We start from the raw sequence: 22,208 nt of genomic DNA, 5'->3' as shown, positions 1-22,208 counted from the left end.
GACTGGGCGGGTCGGGCGGGTCGGACGGGCCGGGCTCAGGAGACCAGGCCGCGCCAGTCGGTGCCCTCCGGGACGACCATGTTGGCGGAGGTCGCCTTGCCGTAGTCGGCGTCGGCCCCGAGTCCGGGCGGGGTCCCGCCGTTGGCGTGGGTGTCGAGGGCGTCCAGCATGTAGCGGCGGGCGCGGACGATGCCGCGGTCGCTCTTGCCCGGGTTCTCGATGGTCCGGTCGACGATCGGGCCCATGCTCTCCTGCACGGCGACGTCCTGGAGCACCAGGCCGCGGATGCCGGAGAAGCTGCGGCCGTCGGCCATCGCGGCGCGGTCCTGGCCCCAGAGGTTCTCGCGGGTGTAGCCCTCGCGGATGTTGTCGGGGTTCAGCCGGTCGAGGTCGAGGCCGAACTGCTCGGCGAAGTACGTCGGGTCGACGGGCTTGTCGTCGTTCCACCAGAGGTACCACATGATGGTCTGGTGGTCGTTGACGGGCACCCAGGCGTGCCAGAGCCGGTCACCGGTGGGCAGTTCGGGCACCACGGTGTACCAGGGCATGGCGAACGGCTTGATCCGCACCAGTGAGTCACCGGAGGACAGCGAGCGGATCGCGGCGTAGCGCAGCCCGTACGGCTGCTCGTCGATCTCGTCGCGCGGGGCGGTGTCGTCCAGCAGGTCGCGCAGCGGGCCGTTGCGGGCCTCGGTCTCGTGCAGCAGGGAGACGTGCGCCGAGTCGATGTCCGCCTCGACGCCCTGGAACCAGTTGCAGTCCACCAGCGCGACGGTGGCGAAGACCTGCTCGGCCGGGAGCTTGGTGAAGGGGAACGCCGGGAAGGGATTGGGCTCCCGGCCGGTGCCGCCGAGCCACACCCAGATGACGCCGCCGGCCTCCACCACCGGGTGGTGCTTGAGCGACACCCGGGAGGCGAACCGGCCGCCGTCCTCGGGCTCCGACGGGGTGTCCAGCACCTTGCCGGAGACGTCGAACTTCCAGCCGTGGTAGACGCAGCGCAGCGCGCAGTCCTCGTTCCGGGCCAGCGCCAGCGAGGCGCCGCGGTGCGGGCAGGCCTCGTCGAAGCAGCCGACCCGGCCGTCCGCGCCGCGGAACAGCACGTACTTCTCGCCGAGCAGCTCGACCGGGACGGGCGCGCCGCCAGGCTCGGCCAGCCGCTCGCTGCGCATCACCGGAAGCCAGTACTCGCGGAGCATCCGGCCCATGGGCGTGCCCGGTCCGACCCGGGTCAGGGATTCGTTGACCTTCCGCGTAGCCACTGGTGGCCTCCGTTTCGGTGGTCGCGACCTGCGATCGCGATGATCGGCTTCCACTCCTGAGACGAATCGGCGATCGCGGATGTGACACCCCAGGTGAGGAGCGGTCCGACGGAATACGGTGATTGACGGTGCGTCCGGAATCGGTCCAAGATTGCATCGCCGCGGGCCCCGCAGCCGCTTCCGGTTGCCCCGGACCGGTGCTCGGCGTGACACGCCGACGACCGGCCAGTTCCCCGAATCCAGCGACCCCCCGGACCCCGTGTTCCGCGTGCGGACCGGCGCGCCCGTGACCGTGATCGACGATCAACCGGAGGTCCCACCATGGCACTTGACCGACCCGACCGAAGCGGTGCTGTCCGGGTGTCCGCTCCGGCCCGGCTGAGCTTCACCCTGATCAGCCTCGACGGCAGCTCGCAGCGCCGCAACGGCATCGCCGCGATGGCCGTCGACCGGCCCGGCCTGACCGCCGAGGTGCGGGAGGCCGCGGACGGGATCGTCGCGGTGACCGGCACCGCCGAGGAGACGGCGCGCGAACTGACCGCCGCCGTGGAGACCCTGCGCAAGCTGTGGGACGGCCCGGCCGCCCGGGTCGACGTCCTCGAAGCGCTGCCCCAGCACAGCGGTTTCGGCTCCAAGACCAGCACGCTGCTGGCCGTCGGCCACGCCTACGGCCGGCTGTGCGGGCTGGAGCCGGACCAGCGGGACCTGGCCCGCGTCCTCGGCCGCGGCCGGACCTCGGGCGCCAGCACCGGGCTGTCCGCGTACGGCGGCTTCCTGGTCGACGGCGGCCACGTCAACCCGCCGGACTTCGCCGAGCAGCCGCAGAAGTACCTGCGGCCGAGCCGCTTCGCCCAGCAGGTGGCGCCGCCGAAGCCGGTGGTCCGGCTGGACTTCCCGGACTGGCCGATCCTGGTGCTGCTCACGCACGGCCGCCACCTGGGCGGCCAGGAGGAGCTGGACTGGTTCCACTCGGTCACGCCGATCCCGGCCGAGGAGTCCTGGCGCACCTCCCACCTGGTCTTCATGGGGCTCGCCCCGGCCGTCCTGGAGCAGGACTTCGACGCGTTCTGCGCGGCGGTCAACGAGATCACCTTCACCGGCCACTTCAAGCAGGCGCAGATCGCCTTCCAGGGCGAGGCGGTGCAGAGCGTGCTGGAGGCCGGCCGGGCGGCCCCGTCGGTGGACGCGATCGCGCTCAGCGTCACCGGCCCGGCCTGCTTCGCCTTCACCCGGCGCCCGCAGGACGCCGAGCGGTGGGCCTGGGAGCTGAAGAACCGCGGCCTGATCCGGGACTTCTGGTTCACCCGGGCCAACAACCAGGGCCTGACCACCACCGAGGTCTCCTGACCCGGAGCCACACCGCACCGGAGGCCCCGGAAGACCCGGAGCCACACCGCACCGGAAGCCCCGGAAGACGCCGTGCGGAAGACCGCGCGGACGACACCCCACCCGAAAGCAGGGCAATGAAGACCGACATCCCCGACGTCCTGGCCGCCCGCTACGCCTCGCCCCAGCTGGTCGAACTCTGGTCGGCCGAGCACAAGATCGTGCTGGAGCGCCGACTGTGGCTGGCCGTGCTGAGCGCCCAGCGCGACCTCGGCATAGCCGTCCCGGACGGCGTGGTGGCCGACTACGAGAAGGTCCTGGACCGGATCGACCACGCCTCCATCGAGGCGCGCGAGAGGGTCACCCGGCACGATGTGAAGGCCCGGATCGAGGAGTTCAACGCCCTGGCCGGGCACGAGCACATCCACAAGGGGATGACCTCCCGGGACCTCACCGAGAACGTCGAGCAGCTGCAGATCCGGGAGAGCCTGCTGCTGGTGCGCGGCCGCTGCGTCGCGCTGCTGACCAGGCTGGGGGCGCTGGCCGCCGAGCACGCCGAGCTGGTGATGGCCGGCCGCTCGCACAACGTGGCCGCCCAGGCCACCACGCTGGGCAAGCGCTTCGCGACCGTGGCGGACGAGGTGCTGGCCGGCCTGGTGCGGCTGGAGGAGCTGGTCGAGCGTTACCCGATGCGCGGCATCAAGGGCCCGATGGGGACGGCCCAGGACATGCTGGACCTGCTCGGCGGCGACACCGGGAAGCTCACCGAGCTGGAGGACCGGGTGGCCGGCCACCTCGGGTTCGCCCACCGCCTCACCAGCGTCGGGCAGGTCTACCCGCGCTCGCTCGACTACGAGGTGCTGAGCCTGCTGGTGCAGCTGGCGGCCGGCCCGTCCTCGCTGGCCAAGTCGATCCGGCTGATGGCCGGCGACGAGCTGGTGACCGAGGGCTTCGCGGAGGGCCAGGTCGGCTCCTCGGCGATGCCGCACAAGATGAACTCCCGCTCCTGCGAGCGGATCAACGGCCTGATGATCGTGCTGCGCGGGTTCGCCTCGATGGCCGCCGAGCTGTCCGGCGACCAGTGGAACGAGGGCGACGTGTCGTGCTCGGTGGTGCGCCGGGTCGCGCTGCCGGACGCCTTCTTCGCCTTCGACGGCATGCTGGAGACGCTGCTGACCGTGCTGGACGAGTTCGGCGTCTTCCCGTCGATGGTCGGCGCCGAGCTGGAGCGCTACCTGCCGTTCCTGGGCACCACCAAGATCCTGATGGCGGCGGTGCGCGCGGGCGTCGGCCGGGAGACCGCGCACGAGGTCATCAAGGAGCACGCCGTCGGCGCAGCCCTGGACATGCGCTCCGAGGGCGGTGACAACCACATGCTGGCCCGGCTCGCCGCGGACGACCGACTGCCGCTGGACCGCGCGCAGTTGGACGCCCTGCTGGCCGACCGGATCGGCTTCACCGGCGCCGCCACCGACCAGGTCGCGGCCGTGGTGGCGCGGATCGAGGAACTCGCCGCCCGCCACCCCGAGGCGTCCGGCTACCGGCCCGCCCCGCTGCTCTGACCACCCCCCGTCCCGAGCCCGCTCGACCCCTGAGGATTGGACTGCCGTGCGACAGGTTGAAACCGACTCCCTGGTGATCGGCTCCGGCGGCGCCGGACTGCTGGCGGCCTGCCGCGCCGCCGACGCCGGGCACCGGGTGCTGGTCCTCGAACGCACCCCCGCGCTGGGCGGCACCACCGCCGTGTCCGGCGGCATGATCTGGGTGCCCGACAGCTCCGTGATGCGCGAGCACGGCATGCCCGACTCCGCCGAGGACGCGCTGCGCTACCTGGAACTCGTCACCGAGGGCGAGGTCGAGCGGTGGCGGCTGGAGCAGTACGTCGAGGCGGCGCCGCAGGTGGTCGACTACCTGCACGCCGAGACGCCCGTCCGGCTGTTCCCGATCGACCGGCCCGACTACCACTCGGACTGGCCCGGCGCCCGGGACGTCGGCCGCACCCTCGACAACGTGCCGTTCCCGACCGCCGACCGCCCCGGCCTGCTGGAGCGGATCAGGAAGGGCAGCCACTTCGACGCCGTCACCTACGACGAGCGGCACCGTTGGCAGATCCCCGGCCGCTACGACCACGAGCTGGTCGCCCGCCGCAAGGCCGAGGGCGTCGTCACGGTGGGCGCCGCGCTGGTGGCCGGCCTGGTGGCGGCCTGCGACGACCGCGGGGTGGCCTTCGAGACCGGGGTGCGGGCCGCCGAACTGCTGGTCGAGGACGGCCGGGTGGTCGGCGTCCGGGCCGAGGGCGCGGACGGCCCGGTCGAGTACCGGGCACGGGCCGGTGTGGTGCTGGCCACCGGCGGCTTCGAGTGGAACGAGCGGCTCAAGCGGGCCCACCTCGGGCTGGCCGGTACGCGCCCGGTCAGCCCGCCGTGGAACCACGGCGACGGCCTGCTGATGGCGACCGTCCTCGGGGCGGCGCTCGACAGCATGTCCCAGGCCTGGTGGGTGCCCGCGGTGTCCGGCCAGGGCGAGGAGTACGACGGGGTGCCGATGTCCCGGCACCTGGTCGGCGAGCGCTGCCTGCCCGGGTCGATCCTGGTCAACCGGCACGGCCGGCGCTTCGTCAACGAGGCCGTCAACTACAACGACGTCACCAAGGCCTTCCTGGCCTTCGACCCCACCCGGCACGAGCGCCCCAACCTGCCCGCCTGGCTGGTCTTCGACGAGGCGTTCCGCCGCACCTACCCGATCGCCGGCGTGCAGCCGGGCGGCCCGGTGCCCGGCTGGTACACCAGCGCCGACACCCCCGCCGAACTCGCCCGGCTGATCGGGGTGGACGAGCAGGGCCTGACCGAGACCCTGGCCGTGTTCAACCCGGACGCCGTCCGGGGCGTCGACACCGCCTTCGGCCGCGGCGGGACCAGCCACGACCGCTACTACGGCGACCCGCTGCACGAGCCCAACCCCTGCCTGGCGCCGCTGGTGGAGCCGCCGTTCCACGCCGTCCGGGTCGAGCCGGGCATGCTCGGCACCAAGGGCGGCCTGGTCACCGACGAGCGCGGCCGGGTGCTGCGGCACGACGACACGCCCGTCCCCGGCCTGTACGCCTGCGGGAACGTCACCTCGCCGGTGATGGGCCCGGGCTATCCGGGCTCCGGCGGCACCCTCGGGCCGGCCCTGGTCGGCGGCTACCTGTGCGGGACGGCGCTCGGCAAGGAGGAGCAGCGATGACCAGGATCGTCGTCGTCGGAGCCGGATCGATCGGCAGCTGCGTCGCGCTGCGGCTGGCCGAACAGGGTGCCGAGGTCGTCCTGGTGGACGCCCGGGAGCCCGCCGAGGGGCTCTCCGCCCACGGCTTCGGCTGGGTCAACGCGGTGGACAACGGGTTCGACCCCTACTACCGGCTCTCGGCCGAGGCCCTGCGCGCCCACGAGCGGCTGGCCGCCGCCACCGGCGGCGAGCCCTGGTTCTTCCGGCGCGGCAACCTGCACTGGGCCGACGGCGCGGAGGGGGCCCGGCGGCTGGCCGGCATCGCCGACGGCTACCGGGCCAAGGGCTACCCGGTCGAGGAGCTGGACGCCGAGCGGGTCCGGCGCGAACTCCAGCCGGGCCTGGCGCTCGACGGTCTGCACGGGCCGCTGTGGTACTACCCGGACGACGCCCACGTGGTCAGCGACCGGCTGGTCTCGGCCGTCCAGGAGCGGGCCCGGAGCCTGGGCGTCCGGCTGCGGATCGGGGACGCCGTCACCGGGCTGCTCGGCACCGACCGGGTGCGCGGCGTCCGGCTGGCCTCCGGGCAGCAGATCGAGGCGGACGCCGTGGTCGGCTGCGCCGGACGCGGCACCCGGGAGCTGCTCGGCCACGCCGGCGCGGACGTGCCGCTGGTGGAGCCGGGGGACGACTCCGGGGTCACCGTGCGCGGGCTGCTGGTGCGGACCTCCCCGGTGCCCGTCCGGGTGGAGCGGGTGCTGCACGCGCCGCACCTGAGCATCCGTCCGCACAGCGGCGGGCGGCTGGTGCTGCACTGCCACGACGTGGACGAGGAACTGACCGACGAGAGCCAGGGCCCGGCCGCCGCGGAGAAGGTGCTCGGGCGCCTCGCCGAGGTGCTGCCCGGCACCGCCGGGGCGGACATCACGGTGGAGGACGCCTTCGTCGGGGTCCGCCCGATGCCGGCGGACGGCATGAGCGTGCTGGGCTGGGTGCCCGGGGCCCCTTCGCTGTACGTGGTGGTGACCCACAGCGGGCTCACCCTGGCGCCGGTGCTCGGGGAGATCGTCGCGCGGGAGGTGCTGGGCGAGCCGTCCGAACTGGCGGTGGCGTTCCGGCCCGAGCGCTTCGCAGCGGTGTGAGACGGGACGACGAGAGGAAGACGACGTGGGCACGTTGGCAGTCACGGGGGCCGGGTGTGTGGTCTCCGGTGATCTCACCGCTCCGCTGGTCGACGGCGCGGACACCGTCCTGTGCGTGGACGGCCGCATCACGGCGGTGGGCCGGGCCGCCGATCTGGCGGACGGCCTGGCCGCCGCCGACCGGGTCCTGGACGCGGCCGGCGCCACGGTGGCGCCCGGCCTGATCGACTCGCACGGGCACGTCGCCTTCGGCGACTACTCGCCCCGCCAGAAGGCCGTGGACTACCTGGAGGGGTACGTCCACGGTGGCATCACCCGGACCATCTCGGCCGGGGAGGTGCACGTCCCCGGCCGCCCGCGCGACCGGGCCGGGGTCAAGGCGCTCGCGGTCGCCGCCCGGGCCTCCTACGACAACTTCCGCCCCGGCGGGATGCGGGTGCACGCCGGCAACGTGCTGCTCGAACCCACCCTGGACGAGGCCGACTTCGCGGAGCTGGCGAGCTGTGGGGTGTGGCTGGCGAAGTTCGGTTTCGGCGCCTACGAGAAGGCCGTGGACGGCGTCGAGCAGATCCGCTGGGCGAAGGCGCACGGCCTGAAGGTGATGTGCCACGCCGGGGGCGCCAGCGCCGCCGGCTCCGCTTCGCTCGGCGCGGACGACCTGCTGGCGCTCGATCCGGACGTCTGCGGACACGCCAACGGCGGCCCCACCGCGCTGCCCGACGCCGCCGTGGACCGGCTGCTGGCCGAGAGCCGGATGGCGCTGCAGATCGTCCAGGCCGGGAACCTCCGGGCCGGCCTGCGGATCGTCCGGCGGGCCGTGGAGGAGGGTGCGCTGGAGCGGATCGTGCTGGGCTCGGACACCCCCTCGGGCTTCGGGGTGATCCCGCTGGCGGTGCTGAAGACGGTGGTGGAGCTGTCCGCGCTGGGACCGGTGGAGCCGGCCCGGGTCTGGGCGCTCGCCACCGGAAACGTCGCCGACGTCTGGGGCCTGCCCGCCGGACGGCTGCGGGCGGGTGACGAGGCGGACCTCGTGCTCCTGGACGCGCCGCGCGGCTCGGCCGCGGACACCGCCCTGGAGGCCCTGGCGATCGGCGACATGCCCGGCATCTCCGCGGTGGTGACGGCGGGCGAGGTGCGCTTCCTGGCCAGCCGCAACACCCCCCGGGCGAGCCGTCCCGCGGTGCTCACCGAGCGTCCCGCCGTGATCACCGGGTAGGGTGGGCCCGTTCGCCCCACGCGGGACGCGAACGGGTCCAACGGCCCTGCAGTGCGCGGACGATGACGTGAGATCGACGGAACGGCCGGATGAGACGGCCCGGCGGAACGGCCGGGTGGAACGGCCCGACGGAACGAGGAGTGCTGAGGATGACGAGCGGGACGCAGACCCCCGGCCTGGCCGAGCTGCTGGGCGGCTACCGGCCCCAGGGCGCGGCCGAGACGGCGGACCACGAGCGGCTGCTGGGCCTGGTCGGCAAGCCCGACGCCTGGGACCGCGCGACCCCGCTGCACTTCACGGCCTCCGCCCTGATCGTCCACCCGGAGACCAAGCGGGTGCTGCTGCGCTGGCACGTCCGCCAGCAGGCCTGGCTGCAGGTCGGCGGGCACGGCGACCCGGGCGAGACGCTCCCGCTGGAGATCGCGCTGCGGGAGGGACTGGAGGAGACCCACCTGACCGACCTGGTGCCGTGGCCGGACGCCGCCCTGGTGCACCTCACCGTGGTGCCGGTGCCGGCCTCGCCCCGCGAGCCCGCGCACGAGCACGCCGACCTGCGGTTCCTGCTGGCCACCGGCAGGCCGGAGGACGCCCGGCCGGAGAACCCGGAGTCGCCGCTGGAGTGGCTCACGGTGGCCGAGGCGCGCGAGCGGACCACCGAGGAGAACTTCCGCGAGACCCTCGACCGGGCCGGCCGGCTGCTCGACACCCTCTGACGCACTGAGGCGACTGAGCCCGCGGACCCCGGACGGGATCCGCGGGCTCAGCCGCGTGCACACCCGGTCACGCCGGGTCGAAGCCCAGCGTCCGCCCGTAGAGGTCGAGTTCGGCCTCCAGGCAGCGCACCACGGTGTCCCGGCGGCGGAACCCGTGGCGCTCCCCGGGGAACAGCAGGTAGGTGTGCGGGAGGCCGGCCCGGACCAGCCGGTCCACCAGCCGCTCCGCCTGGGCGGGCGGGCAGATGCCGTCCAGCTCGCCCTGGAACAGCACCACCGGGACGTTCAGGCCCTCGGCCAGCCGGACCGGCGAGCGCTCCTCGTACGCGGCGCGCTGCTGCGGCCACGGGCCGATCAGGGCGTCCGTGTACCGGGACTCGAAGTCATGGGTGCCGCCGGTGCGCCAGGTGACCGGGTCCAGCACCGGGAAGTAGAGGCCGGCCGCCCGGTACAGCTCCGGCTCGGCGAGCGCCGACAGGATCGCCGTCCAGCCGCCGGCGCTGGCGCCGCGGATGGCGATCCGGGCCGGGTCCGCCAGGCCCTCGGCGACCAGGGCGCGCACCGCCGTCGCGCAGTCCTGGACGTCCACCTGCCCCCAGCGGCCGCGCAGCCGCTCCCGGTAGGCCCGGCCGAAGCCGCTGGAGCCGCCGTACTGGACGTCCACCACGCCGATGCCCCGGCTGGTGAAGTAGCTGAACTCCTGGTTGCGCACCGGCTGGCTGCGGCTGTTGGGCCCGCCGTGGACGAACACCAGGTACGGCGGCAGCTCGCCGGCCGGCCCCCGGTACTCCGGGTGGTACGGCGGGTGTACGTAGGCGTGCACGGGGGAGTCCGGGCCCTGGAAGGTCCGCACCACCGGGCGGGAGGCGTACTCCTCGTGGGCCCGCAGCGGTGCCCGGACCACCTCGGCGGTGCCCCGGGCCGGGTCGACCAGCACCACGGTGCGGCGGTGCTCCGGACCGGCCACCACGGCGGCGATCCGCCGGCCGTCGGTGGCCACCGAGGACCACTCGGTGTACGGGAGGTCGAGGTCGGTCAGCCCACCGTCGGGGGCGAGCAGGCCGAGCCGGCGCCGGCCGGTGCCGTGGACGGTGGCTAGGGTGCCGTCGCGCAGCGGCAGCAGCCAGCGCAGGCCGATCCGCCACGGGGCCTCGCCGAACTCCTCCTCGGCCGGGTGGAGCGCGCGTACCGCGCCGTCCGGGTGCAGGGCCGGTCCGAGCTCGTGGACGTTCCACCAGCCCGCCGGGTCGGAGACCGCGTACAGCCGCCCCGAGCCGTCGGCCGCCCAGTCGGCCTGCACCACGGCCTCGCGGGCGCCGCCCAGCAGCCGGACCGGCTCGTCGAGCGTGCCGTCCGGGCGGATGCCGGCGGCCATCAGCTCACTGCCGTCCCAGGGCATGTTCGGGTGGTCCCAGCCCAGCCAGCAGACCCGGCCGCCGTCGGGCGAGAGCCGTGGTCCGGTCAGAAAGGCGTGCGTGGCGGCCAGTTCGCGGACGGCCTTCGGGTCCTCGGCCGCGCCGCCGTCCAGCGGCAGGGCCACCAGGTGGCGTCGGACCTCGGTGCCGGCCTCGTCCAGGACGGTCTCGCGCAGTGACCACACCTCGGAGCCGCGCACCGCGAAGTCGCAGTAGCGCAGTTGGGTGCCGTCCGGCGGTTCGGGGCTCAGCGGGACGGGCTCCCGGCCGGGGGACCACCGGTAGAGCCGCTGGTCGCCGCGGTGGCTGAAGACCACCCCGTCGTCGGCCCGGTCGGACACAGCCGTCCACGGCCGGCCGCCGTACTCGATGACGCCGCTGCGCACGTCCCAGCCGGGCGGGAGCACCTGGACGGCGGCGCCGTCCGGGCCGCGCCGCATCAGGGCGTTGCGGCCGCCGTCCTCCGGGAGCACCTCCGTCCAGCAGGGGTCGGCTCCCAGGAAGCCGACCCACTCGACGAGGACCCCGCTGCGTACCACGTCGGCGGGGGTCACAGGGGAGGGCCAGGTGCCGTACGGCGCGCTTCGGGCGCGGTCTGCCATGCGTTCTCCTCGGCAGTCATGGGGGCCGGGTCGGGAACGGGGACCGGGGGGCGGGAAGGCACGGACAGGGCCGGCGGGTGCGTGCGGGCAGGGCGGAAGTCGCTTGCGCCGCAGGCGGGTTCGGTGACGTGTAAGAGACGGACGGCCGGCGCGGGAGTCCACCCGGGGCCGCCCCGGTCGGACTGATCATCCTGCCAGAGGCGGACCGGTCCCGCCCGAGGTCCGGACAAGTTTCTACCGGAAGGAAGGATTTCGGCCAAGCGGGTGCGTGGGGCGGGCCGGACCAGGGCGGCAGGCGTCCGGCGGCCGAAACCGACGGGTGTTCCACCCGGGATCGGAGATGTCGCTAACTCGCGTGCAACAGATGGCCCTTGACGGTGGAACAGCAGGTGTCCACGGGTGCGGCCGGAGAAGTGGCCGATGATCGTCGGGGAGACGGTGCTGACCGGAAGAGACCTGTTGACATGTCTCTGAGGGCAAATCATGCTGGTGGTGAACCCGGGGGCGGCGTTGTCGACGGTGCCCGTGTTAACTGAGAATCCTGAAACCCGGTCCGGGCCGGGGCAGCGCGGCGATACCCATGCCGCCGACTCGGGATTCCCGCCCAATCCTCCGTGTGCTTCTCCGCAAACGGTCGCGTGCCACTCCGACGCGGCCCGCGAAGTCGTGCGCGGAACTTTCTGCGATCGGTTACCGTGCGGAAGCCCCCGCACATTCCGGGTAACCGAACAGGTTTGACCACCGGTCAGGCCGGAGAGGCAACCCAAGGCCTCTCGGGTCATCGTTGGATCTGCTCGGCTTTCTCATCCGGCAAGGCAAAGTGGAGGGTCCTGTGGCGAAGCGCCATGTTCTTTTCGTGAACCTGCGGAGGATTCAGCGGGAGGGGCTCGAATCCCTTCTCGCGGCCCGTCGTCTCGGATATGGTGTGGTGCTTCTCGGCCGTTCCGTCCCGGAATTCGCGAAGCCGCTCGTGGATGAATTCCGCCAGGTCGACACCTACGACCGGGAGGCCTCCCTGGCGGCCGCCCGGGAGCTCGCCAAGAGCTACGACCTGGCCGGCGTCGCCAACTTCACCGAGGTCGACGTCCAGCTGGTCTCGGCGATCGCGGCCGACCTCGGCCTGCGCGGCATGTCCGAGACCGCCGCGCTGCGGGCCCGCAACAAGTACGCGATGAAGGAGGCGCTGCGCCACCTCGGCGGCGTGCTCCCGCGCTTCGCCCGGGTCACCGGCCTGGACGAACTGCGCACCGCCCTGGACGAGGTCGGGCTGCCGGCCGTCGTCAAGCCCACCGGGGCCTCCGGCTCCAAGGGCATCTTCGAGCTGCGCGAACCGGCCGACCTCGAACCGGCCATGGCGCGGCTGGCCGGCATCGCCCGGCCGGACTTCGACCCGGTGTTCCGCCAGTTCGGCGCGGAGTTCATCGTCGAGGAGTACCTGGAGGGCGACGAGCTGAGCGTCGAGGGCTTCGTCTCGGACGGCGAGGTGCACGTCGTCACCATCACCGACAAGGTGACCAGCGTCCCCTACCACCTGGAGCTGTCGCACCAGGTCCCCAGCGCGCTGCCCGCCGACGCCTGGGCGGAGATCACCGCGACCACCAAGGACATCGTGGCCGGCCTGGGCTTCGACCACTGCGCCTTCCACCTGGAGGCCAAGTGGGGCGAGCGGGGCCTGCGGTTCATCGAGATCGCCGCCCGCCCGGCCGGTGACTACATCGGCTCGCACCTGGTGCCGCTGGCCACCGGTGTCGACTACTTCGAGAACGTCATCCGGGTCGCCACCGGGGACCCGCTGCGGCTGGAGCACGACCGGCGGATGAACGCGGGCCTGCGGTTCGTGCTCGCCGAGCGGGCCGGCCGCTTCGAGGAGGTCGGCGGCCTCCAGGGGCTCTGCGAGCAGGCGGGCTTCGACCACGTCTTCTACGAGGTCCCGGCCGGCACCGAAGTCGCCCTGCCGCCGGAGAACTTCGGCCAGCAGCGGGTCGCCGCGGTGATCGCCCGGCACGTCGACCGGGCCGGCCTGGAGGCGCTGCTGGACCGGGTGCCCGCCGAGACGGTGGCCCGGGTGACCGCGGCCGACGGCGAGTAGGCGCCGTGACCCCCCTGGCGCGGGGACGGCGCTCGTGAGGGCGGCGCTGGTGGGTTGCGGGCAGATGGGCCGGGCCGCCGCGTACGCGCTGGCGACCGGCCCGGACACCACCGAGCTGACGCTGGTCGACCGGGACCGCGAGCGGGCCGAGGAACTGGCCCGCTGGCTGGCCGGGTTCGGCGACCGTACGGTCCGGGTCGAGACCGACCCGGCCGACGCGCTCGCCGGGCGGGACGCCGTCGCCACGGCACTGCCGTGGGCGGCGACCCGGGCGGTGATCCGCACCGTGGTGCGCACCGACCCGAGGGTGCCGGTGGCCAGCATCACCCGGCCGCCGACCGAGGAACTCCCCGGTCTGGACGCCTGGTTCCGGGCGGCCGGCGCCACCGTGCTGCTGCCGCTCGGGCTCGAACCGGGCCTGACCGAGCTGCTCGCGGTGCACGTGGCCCAGCGCCTGGACCAGGTCGAGTCGCTGGAGATCTGCTGCGGCGGCGTGCCCGAGCAGCCCCGCGAACCGCTCGGCTACACCGCCTTCTTCGGCGGCGAGAACGACCACCACCTGCCGATCGCCCAGCGCGAGGCACTCGCCCTGAGCGGTGGCCGGCGGGTGCGGCACGCCCGGTTCTCCGGGGTCGAGACGCGGGAGGTCGACGGGGTCGGCCGACTGGAGGCCTACCACGACGGCATGGCCCCCTGGCTCGGCGAGCACCCGCTGCTGCAAGGGGCCGACTGCACCCAGAAGACCCTGCGCTGGCCCGGCTTCGCCCAGGCCGTCTCGGACCTGGCCCGGCTCGGGCTGCTGGCCGAGGAATCGGTGGACGTCGACGGCGTCGAGGTGCCGCCCAAGCGAGTGGTCGAACGGGTACTGGCCCCGCAGGTGCGCGCCCGGGCCGGCGACCGGGACCTGGTGGTCCTGGAAGTGACCGCGCACGGCAGGCTGGCCGGTGCGCCGGCCAGCCTGCGCAGCACCCTCCTGGACTCCGCGGACGAGGCAACCGGCCTCTCCGCGATGGCCCGCACCACCGGGTTCGCGCTGGCCGGGGCGACCGACCTGCTCGCCGACCGGTCGATCACCGGCCCGGGCTGGCACAAACCGCACCGCACCCTGTCCGCCGAGCAGTTCGACGGACTGATGCGGTCGCTCACCGCCCGGGGAGTGACCTGGCTGCCGGCGCACGAGATCGGCTGACCCAGCACCCTAGTGACTACGGGAGAGACAGCATGAGTGAGATGCCGGAGACTTTCGATCTGGTGGGTGTCGGCATAGGTCCCTCGAATCTGAGTCTCGCGGCACTGACGTCGGGGGAACCGGGCCTGTCGACCCTCTTCGTCGACCACAAGGAACGATTCGAGTGGCACCCCGGCCTGATGCTGCCGGGCGCCGAGATGCAGGTCCACTTCCTGAAGGACCTGGTCACTCCGGTCGACCCGACCAATCCGTTCTCCTTCCTGGCCTTCCAGGTGGACACCAAGCGGCTCTACCGGCTGCTGGTGACCGGTCGGTCCAAGGTGCCGCGCCGGGAGTTCGAGCAGTACTGCCAGTGGGCGGTGGCCGGCCTGGACAACCTGCGCTTCGGCGTGCGGGCCGAGAACGTCGAGTGGGACGGCGGCGCCTTCGTCGTCCACACCAGCGACGGCCTGCTCCAGGCCCGCAACCTGGTGGTGGGCACCGGCCTGTCGCCGCGACTGCCGCACAGCCTGCGCGGCCACGACCCGGAGAAGGTCTTCCACACCGACCAACTGCTCCGCCGGCCGCGCGATTTCGCCGGCAAGCGGGTCGCCGTGGTCGGCGGCGGGCAGAGCGGCGCCGAGGTGGTCAACTACCTGCTGGCCGGCGAGGACCGCCGCCCCGAGCAGATCCTCTGGGGCACCCGGCGGACCAACCTGCTCCCGCTGGACGACAGCCCGTTCGTCGACGAGCTCTACCTGCCGGACTACAGCCACCACTTCTACGGCCTGCCGGAGCAGGAGCGCGAGGAGATCGTCCAGCGGCTGCGCCTCACCAGCGACGGCATCTCCATCCCGCTGCTGGAGGACCTCTACCGCCGGCTCTACGACCTGGACCTCCTGGAGGGCCGCGGGCGCAGCTGCCGGATCCTGCTCGACCACACCCTGGAGGACCTGGAGGAGACCGACGACGGGCTGGTCATCGACTGGCGTCCGGCCCGCGGCGGGAAGTCGGTGCGGGAGGCGGTGGACATCGTCATCTGCGCCACCGGTTACGAGCACGCCATGCCCGACCTGCTGCTCGGCCTCAAGGACCGGCTCGCGATCAGCGACGGCCTGCCGGTGGTGGGGCCGGACTTCAGCCTCCAGTGGGACGGCCCGGCGGAGAACCGCATCTTCGTCCAGAACGCCGCGCGGCGGGAGTACGGGGTCGCGGACCCCAACCTCAGCCTGCTCGCCTGGCGCAGCGCGATGATCACCAACAGCCTGCTCGGCCGCCGGCGCTACGACACCGGATCGGTCAGTACGGCCCTGGACTGGGCCTCCGCCGGTCCGCAGGAGGCGGGCGACGCGCCCGTCGAACTCGCCCTGCACGCCGGGCACTGAGCCGCCGCCGGTCCGTACCGGCACGCACCGACAGAGCACCAACGACTCCGGGAGAGGAGCCGGGGGCGAGTCCACCCCCACCACACGATGGACATCGTGACCGTTCCACGCACCGTCAACGAGATGGGGCTGCCGGACTTCGTCCGCAGCGTCCAGCCGGCCTGGGCCCAGAACCCCGAACTCCCCGTCAACGTCCGCAGGGTGACCCTGCGGCCCGGCGAGACCACCGCCCCGCACAACCACCACGACATCGAGGTCTGGGTGATCCTCGACGGCAGCGGCGAGGTCACCGCGGACGGCGAGACCGTGCCGGTGACGGCGGGCGACGCGCTGCGCATCCCGCCGCTGGGCGTGCACACCCTGCACAACCCGGCCGAGGACCGGCCGCTGTCCTTCCTCACCTTCTGGTGGGAGGACCTGGCCGCGTTCGACGCCGAGCACGACCGGCGCGCCGCCCGCACCGCGCAGGCCGGCCGCCCCGTCCTGCTGCTGCCCTCCTTCCCGACGCCCAACGGGGAACTCCACCTGGGGCACCTGGCCGGCCCGTTCCTCAACGCCGACCTGCTGCGCCGCGGCCTGGTCGCGCGGGGCACCCCGGTCCGGCTGCTGCTGGGCACCGTCGGCCACCAGAGCCAGGTCGCGGCCGCCGCCCAGGAGCAGGGGCTGACGTTCTACCAGCTGGCCGAGCGCAACACCGACGCGATCCAGGAGGCGCTGGCCGCCGCCCGGGTCGAGTGGGACGTCTTCGTCCGGCCGTCCTCCCCGCGCTACCCCCAGGTGGCCCTGGAGGTGTTCGAGCGGCTGCGCGCCGACGGGACGGTGGTGGCCAAGACCGTCCAGGCCAACTACTGTGCCCCGTGCGGGACGTACCTGTTCGAGGCGTTCGTCGCGGGGGCCTGTCCGCACTGCGGCTCGCGGGACACCGCGGGCATCGAGTGCGAGGCCTGCGCGCTGCCGTTCGCCGACGACGAGCTGCTGGACCCGAGCTGCCGCGCCTGCGGGACGCCGGCCGAGCAGCGCGAACTCACCCGCTACTACATGCCGTTGGAGCCGCTGCGGGCCCGGCTGACCGGCTACCTGCGGTCGGTCTCGATGAGCGCCCGGCTGCGGTCCTACGTGGACCGGGTGCTGGCCGCCCCGCTGCCCGACCTGCCGGTGAGCACCGTCGCCGCGGACGGCATCCTGCTGCCCGCCGACCCGTCCGGTGCCACCGACGGCCAGCGGATGTACTCGGCCTTCGAACTGGCCGCGCGCTTCCTCACCGCGGTGGACGACCTGGCGGTCGGGCAGGGCCTGGCCGGCTGGGAGGAGTACGCCGAGGCCGAGGCGCCGCGCACGGTGCTGTTCTTCGGCTTCGACAACGCCTTCCTGCGCGCGGTGGTCTTCCCCGCCGTCCTGGGGGCCTTCACCGACAAGCTGGCGCTCGCCGACACCATGGTGTGCAACGAGTTCTACCTGCTCGACGGGCAGAAGTTCTCGACCGGGCGCAAGCACGCGATCTGGGGCCGGGACGCCTTCCGCCCGGAGACCAGCGACCAGCTGCGGCTCTACCTGGCCGCCACCAGCCCGGACATCCGGCGCCGGGACTTCGTCGTCGCGGACTACCGGGAGTTCGTCCGCACCGAGCTGCTCGGCGAGTGGGAGGGCTGGCTGGCCTCGGTCGACGCCCGGCTGCGCAAGCACTTCGACGGCGTGGCGCCGGAGGCTGGCAGCTGGAACGGCGAGGCCGAGCAGTTCTACGGCCGGATCCGCGCCTTCGCCGCCCGGCTGGCGAACGCCCTGGAGCCGGAAAGGTTCTCCGCCCGCACCGCCGCGCGCGAGCTGCGCGAGTTCGTGGCCGAGGCCCGCCGGTTCACCGAGGTCTGCGAGGACGTCCTGCTGGTGCAGCCGGTCTCGGCCACCGCGCGGACCTGCATGGCCCTGGAGCTGAGCGCCGTCCGGGCCCTGGCGGTGGCGGCCGAGCCGCTGCTGCCGGAGCTGGCCGCCCGCCTCGCGCGGCAGCTGGGGGAGAGCGCCCCGGCTGCCGGGGACGCCCCCGTGCGGTGGGTCGCGCCCGGCAGCGCCGTCGCCCTGACCGGGCCGTACTTCTCCGCGGACGCGCCGACCGGCCCCGCGCACTGACCCGGCCCCGCCGCACCTGACCCCCCGTTCCAGACCAGACCAGACCAGACCCGGCGCGCCGGTCGGCGGTCCGCCGCATCCCGCGCCGAGCGCACCCCTGCCCCGTTCCATGTCCTGCCTCTGCCCTGCCCGATTCCGAAGGCCGTCCAGGCCCGTCCCGAAGGGTTGCCCGTGAACACCGAGAAGTCCGCCGCCCTGTACGCCCGCGCCGTCGAGGTCATGCCCGGTGGCAACAGCCGCACCGCCGTCTACAGCTCGCCCTACCCCGTCTACGTCCGTTCCGGCAGCGGCGCCCGGGTCACCGACGTCGACGGTGTCGAGCGGATCGACTTCCTGAACAACAGCACCACGCTGATCCACGGCCACGCCCACCCCGAGATGGTCGAGGCCATCGCGGCGGCGGTCGGCCACGGCACCAGCTTCGGCATGCCCACCCCGGTGGAGGTCGAGTACGCCGAGGCCCTGTCGGCCCGCAACGAGACCTTCGAGCACGTCCGCTTCACCAGCTCCGGCACCGAGGCCGTGATGATGGCCGTCCAGGCCGCCCGCGCCTTCACCCAGCGCCCGAAGATCGCCAAGATCGCCGGCGCGTACCACGGCGCCTACGACGCCGTCGCGGTCAACAACGACGGCTCGGGCAACCTGATCAGCCACGCCGTCACCGGCAACCCCCAGGGCGTGGTCGGCAACACCGTGGTCATCCCGTTCAACGACCCGGAGGGCTCGCTGGAGGTGCTGCGCAAGCACGCCGACGAGCTGGCCTGCGTGCTGATCGACCCGGTGCCGTGGCGGATCGGCCTGCTGCCCGCCAGCAAGGAGTGGCTGGACGCGCTGCGCGAGTTCTGTGACGCCAGCGGCGCGGTGCTGATCTCCGACGAGGTCGGCTCCTACCGGGTCGGCTACCACGGTGCGATGCAGCTGCTCGGCGCCGAGGCCGACATCACCGTCATGGGCAAGGTCATCGCCGCCGGCATGCCGATCGGCGCGGTGGCCGGCCGCCGCCGCTTCATGAGCGTCTTCGACCCGAGCAAGGGCAAGCCGGCCCTGCCGCACTCGGGCTCGTACAACGCCAACCCGGTCAGCATGAGCTCCGGCATCGCCGCGCTGCGCCTGCTCACCCCGGACGCGCACGAGCGGATCGGCCTGCTCGGCGAGCAGGCCCGGGCCGGGATGCGCGCCGCCCTCACCGAGGCCGGCCTGGACTGGGAGGTCAACGGCCTCGGCTCGCTGTTCCGGGTGGTCGCCAACAGCGCCCCCGCCGGGTACGACAGCGCGGCCACCGCGATGAAGGCCCTGTACTGGAAGCTGCTGGAGAACGGCATCCACCTCGGTGACAGCGGCCTCGGCTGCATCTCCACCCCGATGGGCGAGGGGGAGATCGCCGAGTACTCCGCGGCGTTCGCCAAGAGCCTGGGCCAGGTCCTGGCCGAGGGCCGCTGACACGAGCCTGCGTCCGGTGCGGGGCCGCGGCCACGTCCGCGACCGCGGCCCCGCACCGGAACAGCCCTGGGAGGCAGCACCTTTGTCCCGCCCCGTCCAAGAGCGAGAACAAGCACCCGACGAGCAGCACGACGAGCGGTTCGAGAGCCAGCGCCCCCGGCTGATGGCGCTCGCCTACCGGCGGCTCGGATCCGTCGCCGAGGCCGAGGACATCGTCTCCGAGGCGTGGCTGCGCTGGTCCGCCGCGCGGAACGTGGAGAACCACGCCGCGTTCCTCGCCACCGTGGTCACCCGGCTGTGCGCCGACCACCTGAAGTCCGCGCACGCCCGGAAGGTCTCCTACGTCGGCGCCCTGGTGCCCGAGGAGGCCCTGCCGAGCAGCGGCGAACCGCACGAACTGGTCGGCGACGAGGACGCGTTGGGCGGCCGGATGACCTGGCTGCTGGAACGCCTCGGCCCGGCCGAACGCGCCGTGCTGCTGCTGCGCCGCGCCTTCGACTACAGCCACCGGGAGATCGCGGCCGCACTCGGCATCAGCGAGGCCTACAGCCGCAAGCTGTACGGCCGGGCCTGCGACCGGCTGGCCGCCGACCGCTCCCGCTTCACCCCCGCGCCCACCGAGCGCACCGAGCTGACCCGGCGGTTCCTGGCTGCCAGCCGCGGCGGCGAACTCAAGCCGCTGGAGCACCTGCTCGCCGCCGCCATGGCCGCGTGACGCGGCCCCACCACCCTTCCACCCCCTGCCTGAGGAGACCCGCCATGCGACCCACCGTGGTCCTGATCGGCTCGATGTACGCCCCCGAAGCCGAGGAGCTGCTGGAGCAGCACGCCGACGTCCGCCGGGTGGACGACCAGGACCGGCCGGCGGTCCTCGCCGCCGTCGCCGGGGCGCACGGCATCGTGGCCCGCTACCCCGCCCGGATCGACGCCGAGCTGATCGCCGCCGCCCCGAACCTGGTCGCCGTCCTCTCCAGCGGCCGCGGCGTGGACAACATCGACCTGGACGCGGCGACCGCGGCCGGCGTCGTCGTCGCCAACAACCCCGGTCTCGGCGGCAAGCCGGTCTCCGAGCACGCCCTCGGCCTGCTGCTGATGGTCACCCGCGGCCTCACCGCGATCAGCCGGGACGGCATCGAGAAGGCCTGGGACGCCCGGCTGACCGCCCACCGGGTCGAGCTGACCGGCAAGGTGCTCGGCATCGTCGGCCTGGGCAACGTCGGCGGCTGGATGGCCCGCCGCGCCCACGGCGGCTTCCTGATGCGGGTGCTCGCCTACGACCCCTACGTCTCCGCCGAGAAGATGGCCGAGGTCGGCGCCGAGAAGGTCGAGACGCTGGAGGAGCTGCTCTCCCGCGCCGACTTCGTCACCTGCCACCCGGAGCTCAACGACGAGACCGAGCAGATGTTCAACGACAAGACCTTCGCGCAGATGAAGCCCGGCGCGTACTTCATGAACACCTCTCGCGGCCGGGTCGTCGACGGCGCGGCGCTGGCCCGGGCGCTGCGCAGCGGCCACCTCGGCGGCGCGGCCCTGGACGTCTACGAGGACGAGCCGCTGGCCGCCGACAGCGAGCTGCTGGACATCGAGAACCTGGTGCTCAGCGCGCACATCGCCGACTTCACCGTGGAGACCAAGCGGGCCCTGGCCCTCTCCGCCGCCACCCAGCTGCTGAGCGCGCTGGAGGGCAAGCAGCCGCCGGCCGTCCTCAACCCGGACGTCTGGGGCCAGGCGGCCGAGCGGCGCCGCGCCCTGCTGGCCTGACCACCGTACCGACGTCGAGCTGAGGGAGTTTCGTCGTGCTGAAGGCAATCGTGGGCCTCAACTGGGGTGACGAGGGCAAGGGAAGAATGGTCGACAACCTCTCCGCCGAGGCCGACTACACGGTTCGCTACCACGGCGGCAGCAACGCCGGTCACACGATCCACACGGACCAGGGGAAGTTCAAGCTGCACAGCCTGCCCAGCAGCGTGCTGCACCCCACCGTGACCGGCGTGCTGGGCCCCGGCATGACCGTCGACGTCGAGGGCTTCCTCGGCGAGTTCGAGGCGATCCGGGACCAGGGCGTGACGGCCGACCGGCTGCTGGTCGCGGACGCCGCCTCGATCTGCTTCCCGTTCCACCGCGACCTCGACGGTGCCGAGGAGGAGCGGCTCTCGGACGGCCGGTACGGCTCCACCCGGCGCGGCATCTCCCCGGCCTACGGCGACCGGGTGATGAAGAAGACCCTGCTGGTGCGGGAGCTCTACGACCGGGAGAACCTGCCCGCCCGGCTGGCCGCCGTACTGGACTGGGCGAACGAGCGGCTGGTGCGGATCTACGGCGGAGCGCCGCTGCGCCTGGAGGAGGTCACCCGCTGGGCCCTGGAGGTCGCCGAGCGGCTGGAGCCGCACGTCGTCGACGCCACCGAGCTGCTCGGCAAGGCCCTGGACGACGGCGCCTCCGTCATCGCCGAGGGCCAGCTCGGCGCCCTGAAGGACCTGTACTACGGCATCTACCCGTACACCACCTCGTCCACCTGCCTGGCCGGCCACGCGCCGGTGGGCATCGGCGTCCCGTGGGCGCGGGTGGACCGCACCGTCGGCGTGACCAAGGCCTTCTCCTCGTGCGTCGGCGCCGGGCCGTTCGTCACCGAGTTCGACGAGGAGCGCGCCGACCGGCTGCGCCGCCAGTGGGGCGAGTACGGCTCCACCACCAACCGGCCGCGCCGGCTCGGTGCCTTCGACGCGGTGGCGACCCGCTACGGCGTGCGCGTCCAGGGCGCCGACGAGGTCGCGATCACCAACCTGGACCAGCTCAGCGGCACCGGCGAGCTGGACCTGTGCGTGGCGTACGAGCGGGACGGCCGCACGGTACGGGAGTTCAGCCCCCGGCCGGCCGAACTCGACGCCAGCACCCCGGTGTACGAGACCCTGCCCGGCTGGGACGACGACATCTCCGGCGTCCGCAGCTACGAGCAACTCCCGGCGGGTGCCCGGCAGTACGTCGAGGCGATCGAGGAACTGCTCGGGGTGCCGGTGCGCCACGTGTCGGTGGGCTCCCACCGGGACGCGCTGATCGAGATCAAGTAGCCGACCGCTCAGAATCACCCGAGACCACCCGAGACCACCCGAGACCACCCAAGACCA

At 73.4% G+C, this 22,208-nt stretch carries 16 protein-coding genes; 14 read left to right on the top strand and 2 right to left on the bottom strand.

Translation table 11 applies throughout. The features are described from left to right. Positions 1-35: 35 nt before the first annotated feature. Complete coding sequence (locus tag ACZ7BZ_RS11845; RefSeq protein ID WP_470358229.1) at positions 36-1,262, bottom strand: Rieske 2Fe-2S domain-containing protein; 1,227 nt, start codon at positions 1,260-1,262, stop codon at positions 36-38. A 321-nt stretch (positions 1,263-1,583) separates the two neighbouring features. On the opposite strand from ACZ7BZ_RS11845, the gene ACZ7BZ_RS11840 reads away from it, so the two are divergent. The 6 genes from ACZ7BZ_RS11840 (at position 1,584) to ACZ7BZ_RS11815 (ending at position 8,863) form a co-directional block, all read left to right on the top strand. After that, the gene (locus ACZ7BZ_RS11840) at positions 1,584-2,609 is read left to right on the top strand and encodes a beta-ribofuranosylaminobenzene 5'-phosphate synthase family protein (RefSeq protein ID WP_470358228.1); all 1,026 of its coding nucleotides are present in this window, start codon (positions 1,584-1,586) and stop codon (positions 2,607-2,609) included. Positions 2,610-2,725: 116 nt separating this feature from the next. Further along, on the top strand, positions 2,726-4,150 hold the full coding sequence (purB, locus tag ACZ7BZ_RS11835) for an adenylosuccinate lyase (RefSeq protein WP_380462787.1): 1,425 nt from the start codon (positions 2,726-2,728) through the stop codon (positions 4,148-4,150). Positions 4,151-4,196: 46 nt separating this feature from the next. Further along, the gene (locus ACZ7BZ_RS11830; protein WP_470358227.1) at positions 4,197-5,813 is read left to right on the top strand and encodes an FAD-dependent oxidoreductase; all 1,617 of its coding nucleotides are present in this window, start codon (positions 4,197-4,199) and stop codon (positions 5,811-5,813) included. Then, complete coding sequence (locus ACZ7BZ_RS11825) at positions 5,810-6,934, top strand: NAD(P)/FAD-dependent oxidoreductase (RefSeq protein ID WP_470358226.1); 1,125 nt, start codon at positions 5,810-5,812, stop codon at positions 6,932-6,934. The genes ACZ7BZ_RS11830 and ACZ7BZ_RS11825 overlap by 4 nt, the downstream gene beginning before the upstream one ends. A 25-nt stretch (positions 6,935-6,959) precedes the next feature. Next, on the top strand, positions 6,960-8,150 hold the full coding sequence (locus ACZ7BZ_RS11820) for an amidohydrolase family protein (RefSeq protein ID WP_470358225.1): 1,191 nt from the start codon (positions 6,960-6,962) through the stop codon (positions 8,148-8,150). 149 nt (positions 8,151-8,299) lie between these two features. Further along, positions 8,300-8,863, top strand: a complete 564-nt coding sequence (locus ACZ7BZ_RS11815; RefSeq protein WP_380462795.1) for an NUDIX hydrolase — start codon at positions 8,300-8,302, stop codon at positions 8,861-8,863. A 67-nt stretch (positions 8,864-8,930) separates the two neighbouring features. Here the strand turns inward: ACZ7BZ_RS11815 and ACZ7BZ_RS11810 are convergent, their stop codons facing one another. Next, the gene (locus tag ACZ7BZ_RS11810; RefSeq protein WP_470358224.1) at positions 8,931-10,880 is read right to left on the bottom strand and encodes an alpha/beta hydrolase family protein; all 1,950 of its coding nucleotides are present in this window, start codon (positions 10,878-10,880) and stop codon (positions 8,931-8,933) included. A gap of 820 nt (positions 10,881-11,700) precedes the next feature. Between ACZ7BZ_RS11810 and ACZ7BZ_RS11805 the strand changes: the two genes are divergently transcribed. The 8 genes from ACZ7BZ_RS11805 to ACZ7BZ_RS11770 all read left to right on the top strand — a co-directional run bounded on the left by ACZ7BZ_RS11805 (position 11,701) and on the right by ACZ7BZ_RS11770 (position 22,151). Next, positions 11,701-12,969: an ATP-grasp domain-containing protein gene (locus tag ACZ7BZ_RS11805; protein WP_380462740.1), complete on the top strand. Its 1,269-nt coding sequence runs from the start codon at positions 11,701-11,703 to the stop codon at positions 12,967-12,969. A gap of 34 nt (positions 12,970-13,003) precedes the next feature. Continuing rightward, a complete protein-coding gene (locus ACZ7BZ_RS11800; RefSeq protein WP_380462736.1) occupies positions 13,004-14,158 on the top strand; it encodes a saccharopine dehydrogenase family protein in 1,155 nt (384 codons plus the stop codon). Between the two features lie 32 nt (positions 14,159-14,190). Continuing rightward, positions 14,191-15,522 carry a lysine N(6)-hydroxylase/L-ornithine N(5)-oxygenase family protein gene (locus ACZ7BZ_RS11795; RefSeq protein WP_470358223.1) on the top strand — a complete coding sequence of 444 codons (1,332 nt, stop codon included), beginning with the start codon at positions 14,191-14,193 and terminating at the stop codon, positions 15,520-15,522. Positions 15,523-15,618: 96 nt separating this feature from the next. Next, positions 15,619-17,643, top strand: a complete 2,025-nt coding sequence (locus tag ACZ7BZ_RS11790; RefSeq protein WP_470358222.1) for a class I tRNA ligase family protein — start codon at positions 15,619-15,621, stop codon at positions 17,641-17,643. A gap of 171 nt (positions 17,644-17,814) precedes the next feature. Further along, a complete protein-coding gene (locus tag ACZ7BZ_RS11785; RefSeq protein WP_380462730.1) occupies positions 17,815-19,083 on the top strand; it encodes an aspartate aminotransferase family protein in 1,269 nt (422 codons plus the stop codon). Positions 19,084-19,165: 82 nt separating this feature from the next. Beyond that, positions 19,166-19,798, top strand: coding sequence for a sigma-70 family RNA polymerase sigma factor (locus ACZ7BZ_RS11780; RefSeq protein WP_380462728.1), 633 nt, complete (start codon positions 19,166-19,168; stop codon positions 19,796-19,798). A 44-nt stretch (positions 19,799-19,842) separates the two neighbouring features. Then, complete coding sequence (locus tag ACZ7BZ_RS11775) at positions 19,843-20,844, top strand: NAD(P)-dependent oxidoreductase (protein ID WP_380462726.1); 1,002 nt, start codon at positions 19,843-19,845, stop codon at positions 20,842-20,844. A 35-nt stretch (positions 20,845-20,879) separates the two neighbouring features. Then, complete coding sequence (locus ACZ7BZ_RS11770; protein WP_380462724.1) at positions 20,880-22,151, top strand: adenylosuccinate synthase; 1,272 nt, start codon at positions 20,880-20,882, stop codon at positions 22,149-22,151. Positions 22,152-22,208: the final 57 nt, after the last annotated feature.

The sequence above is a fragment of the Kitasatospora sp. NPDC036934 genome, assembly GCF_055608425.1.
Note: the sequence above shows the minus strand (reverse complement) of the source record. Positions and strands in the feature narration are given on the sequence as shown.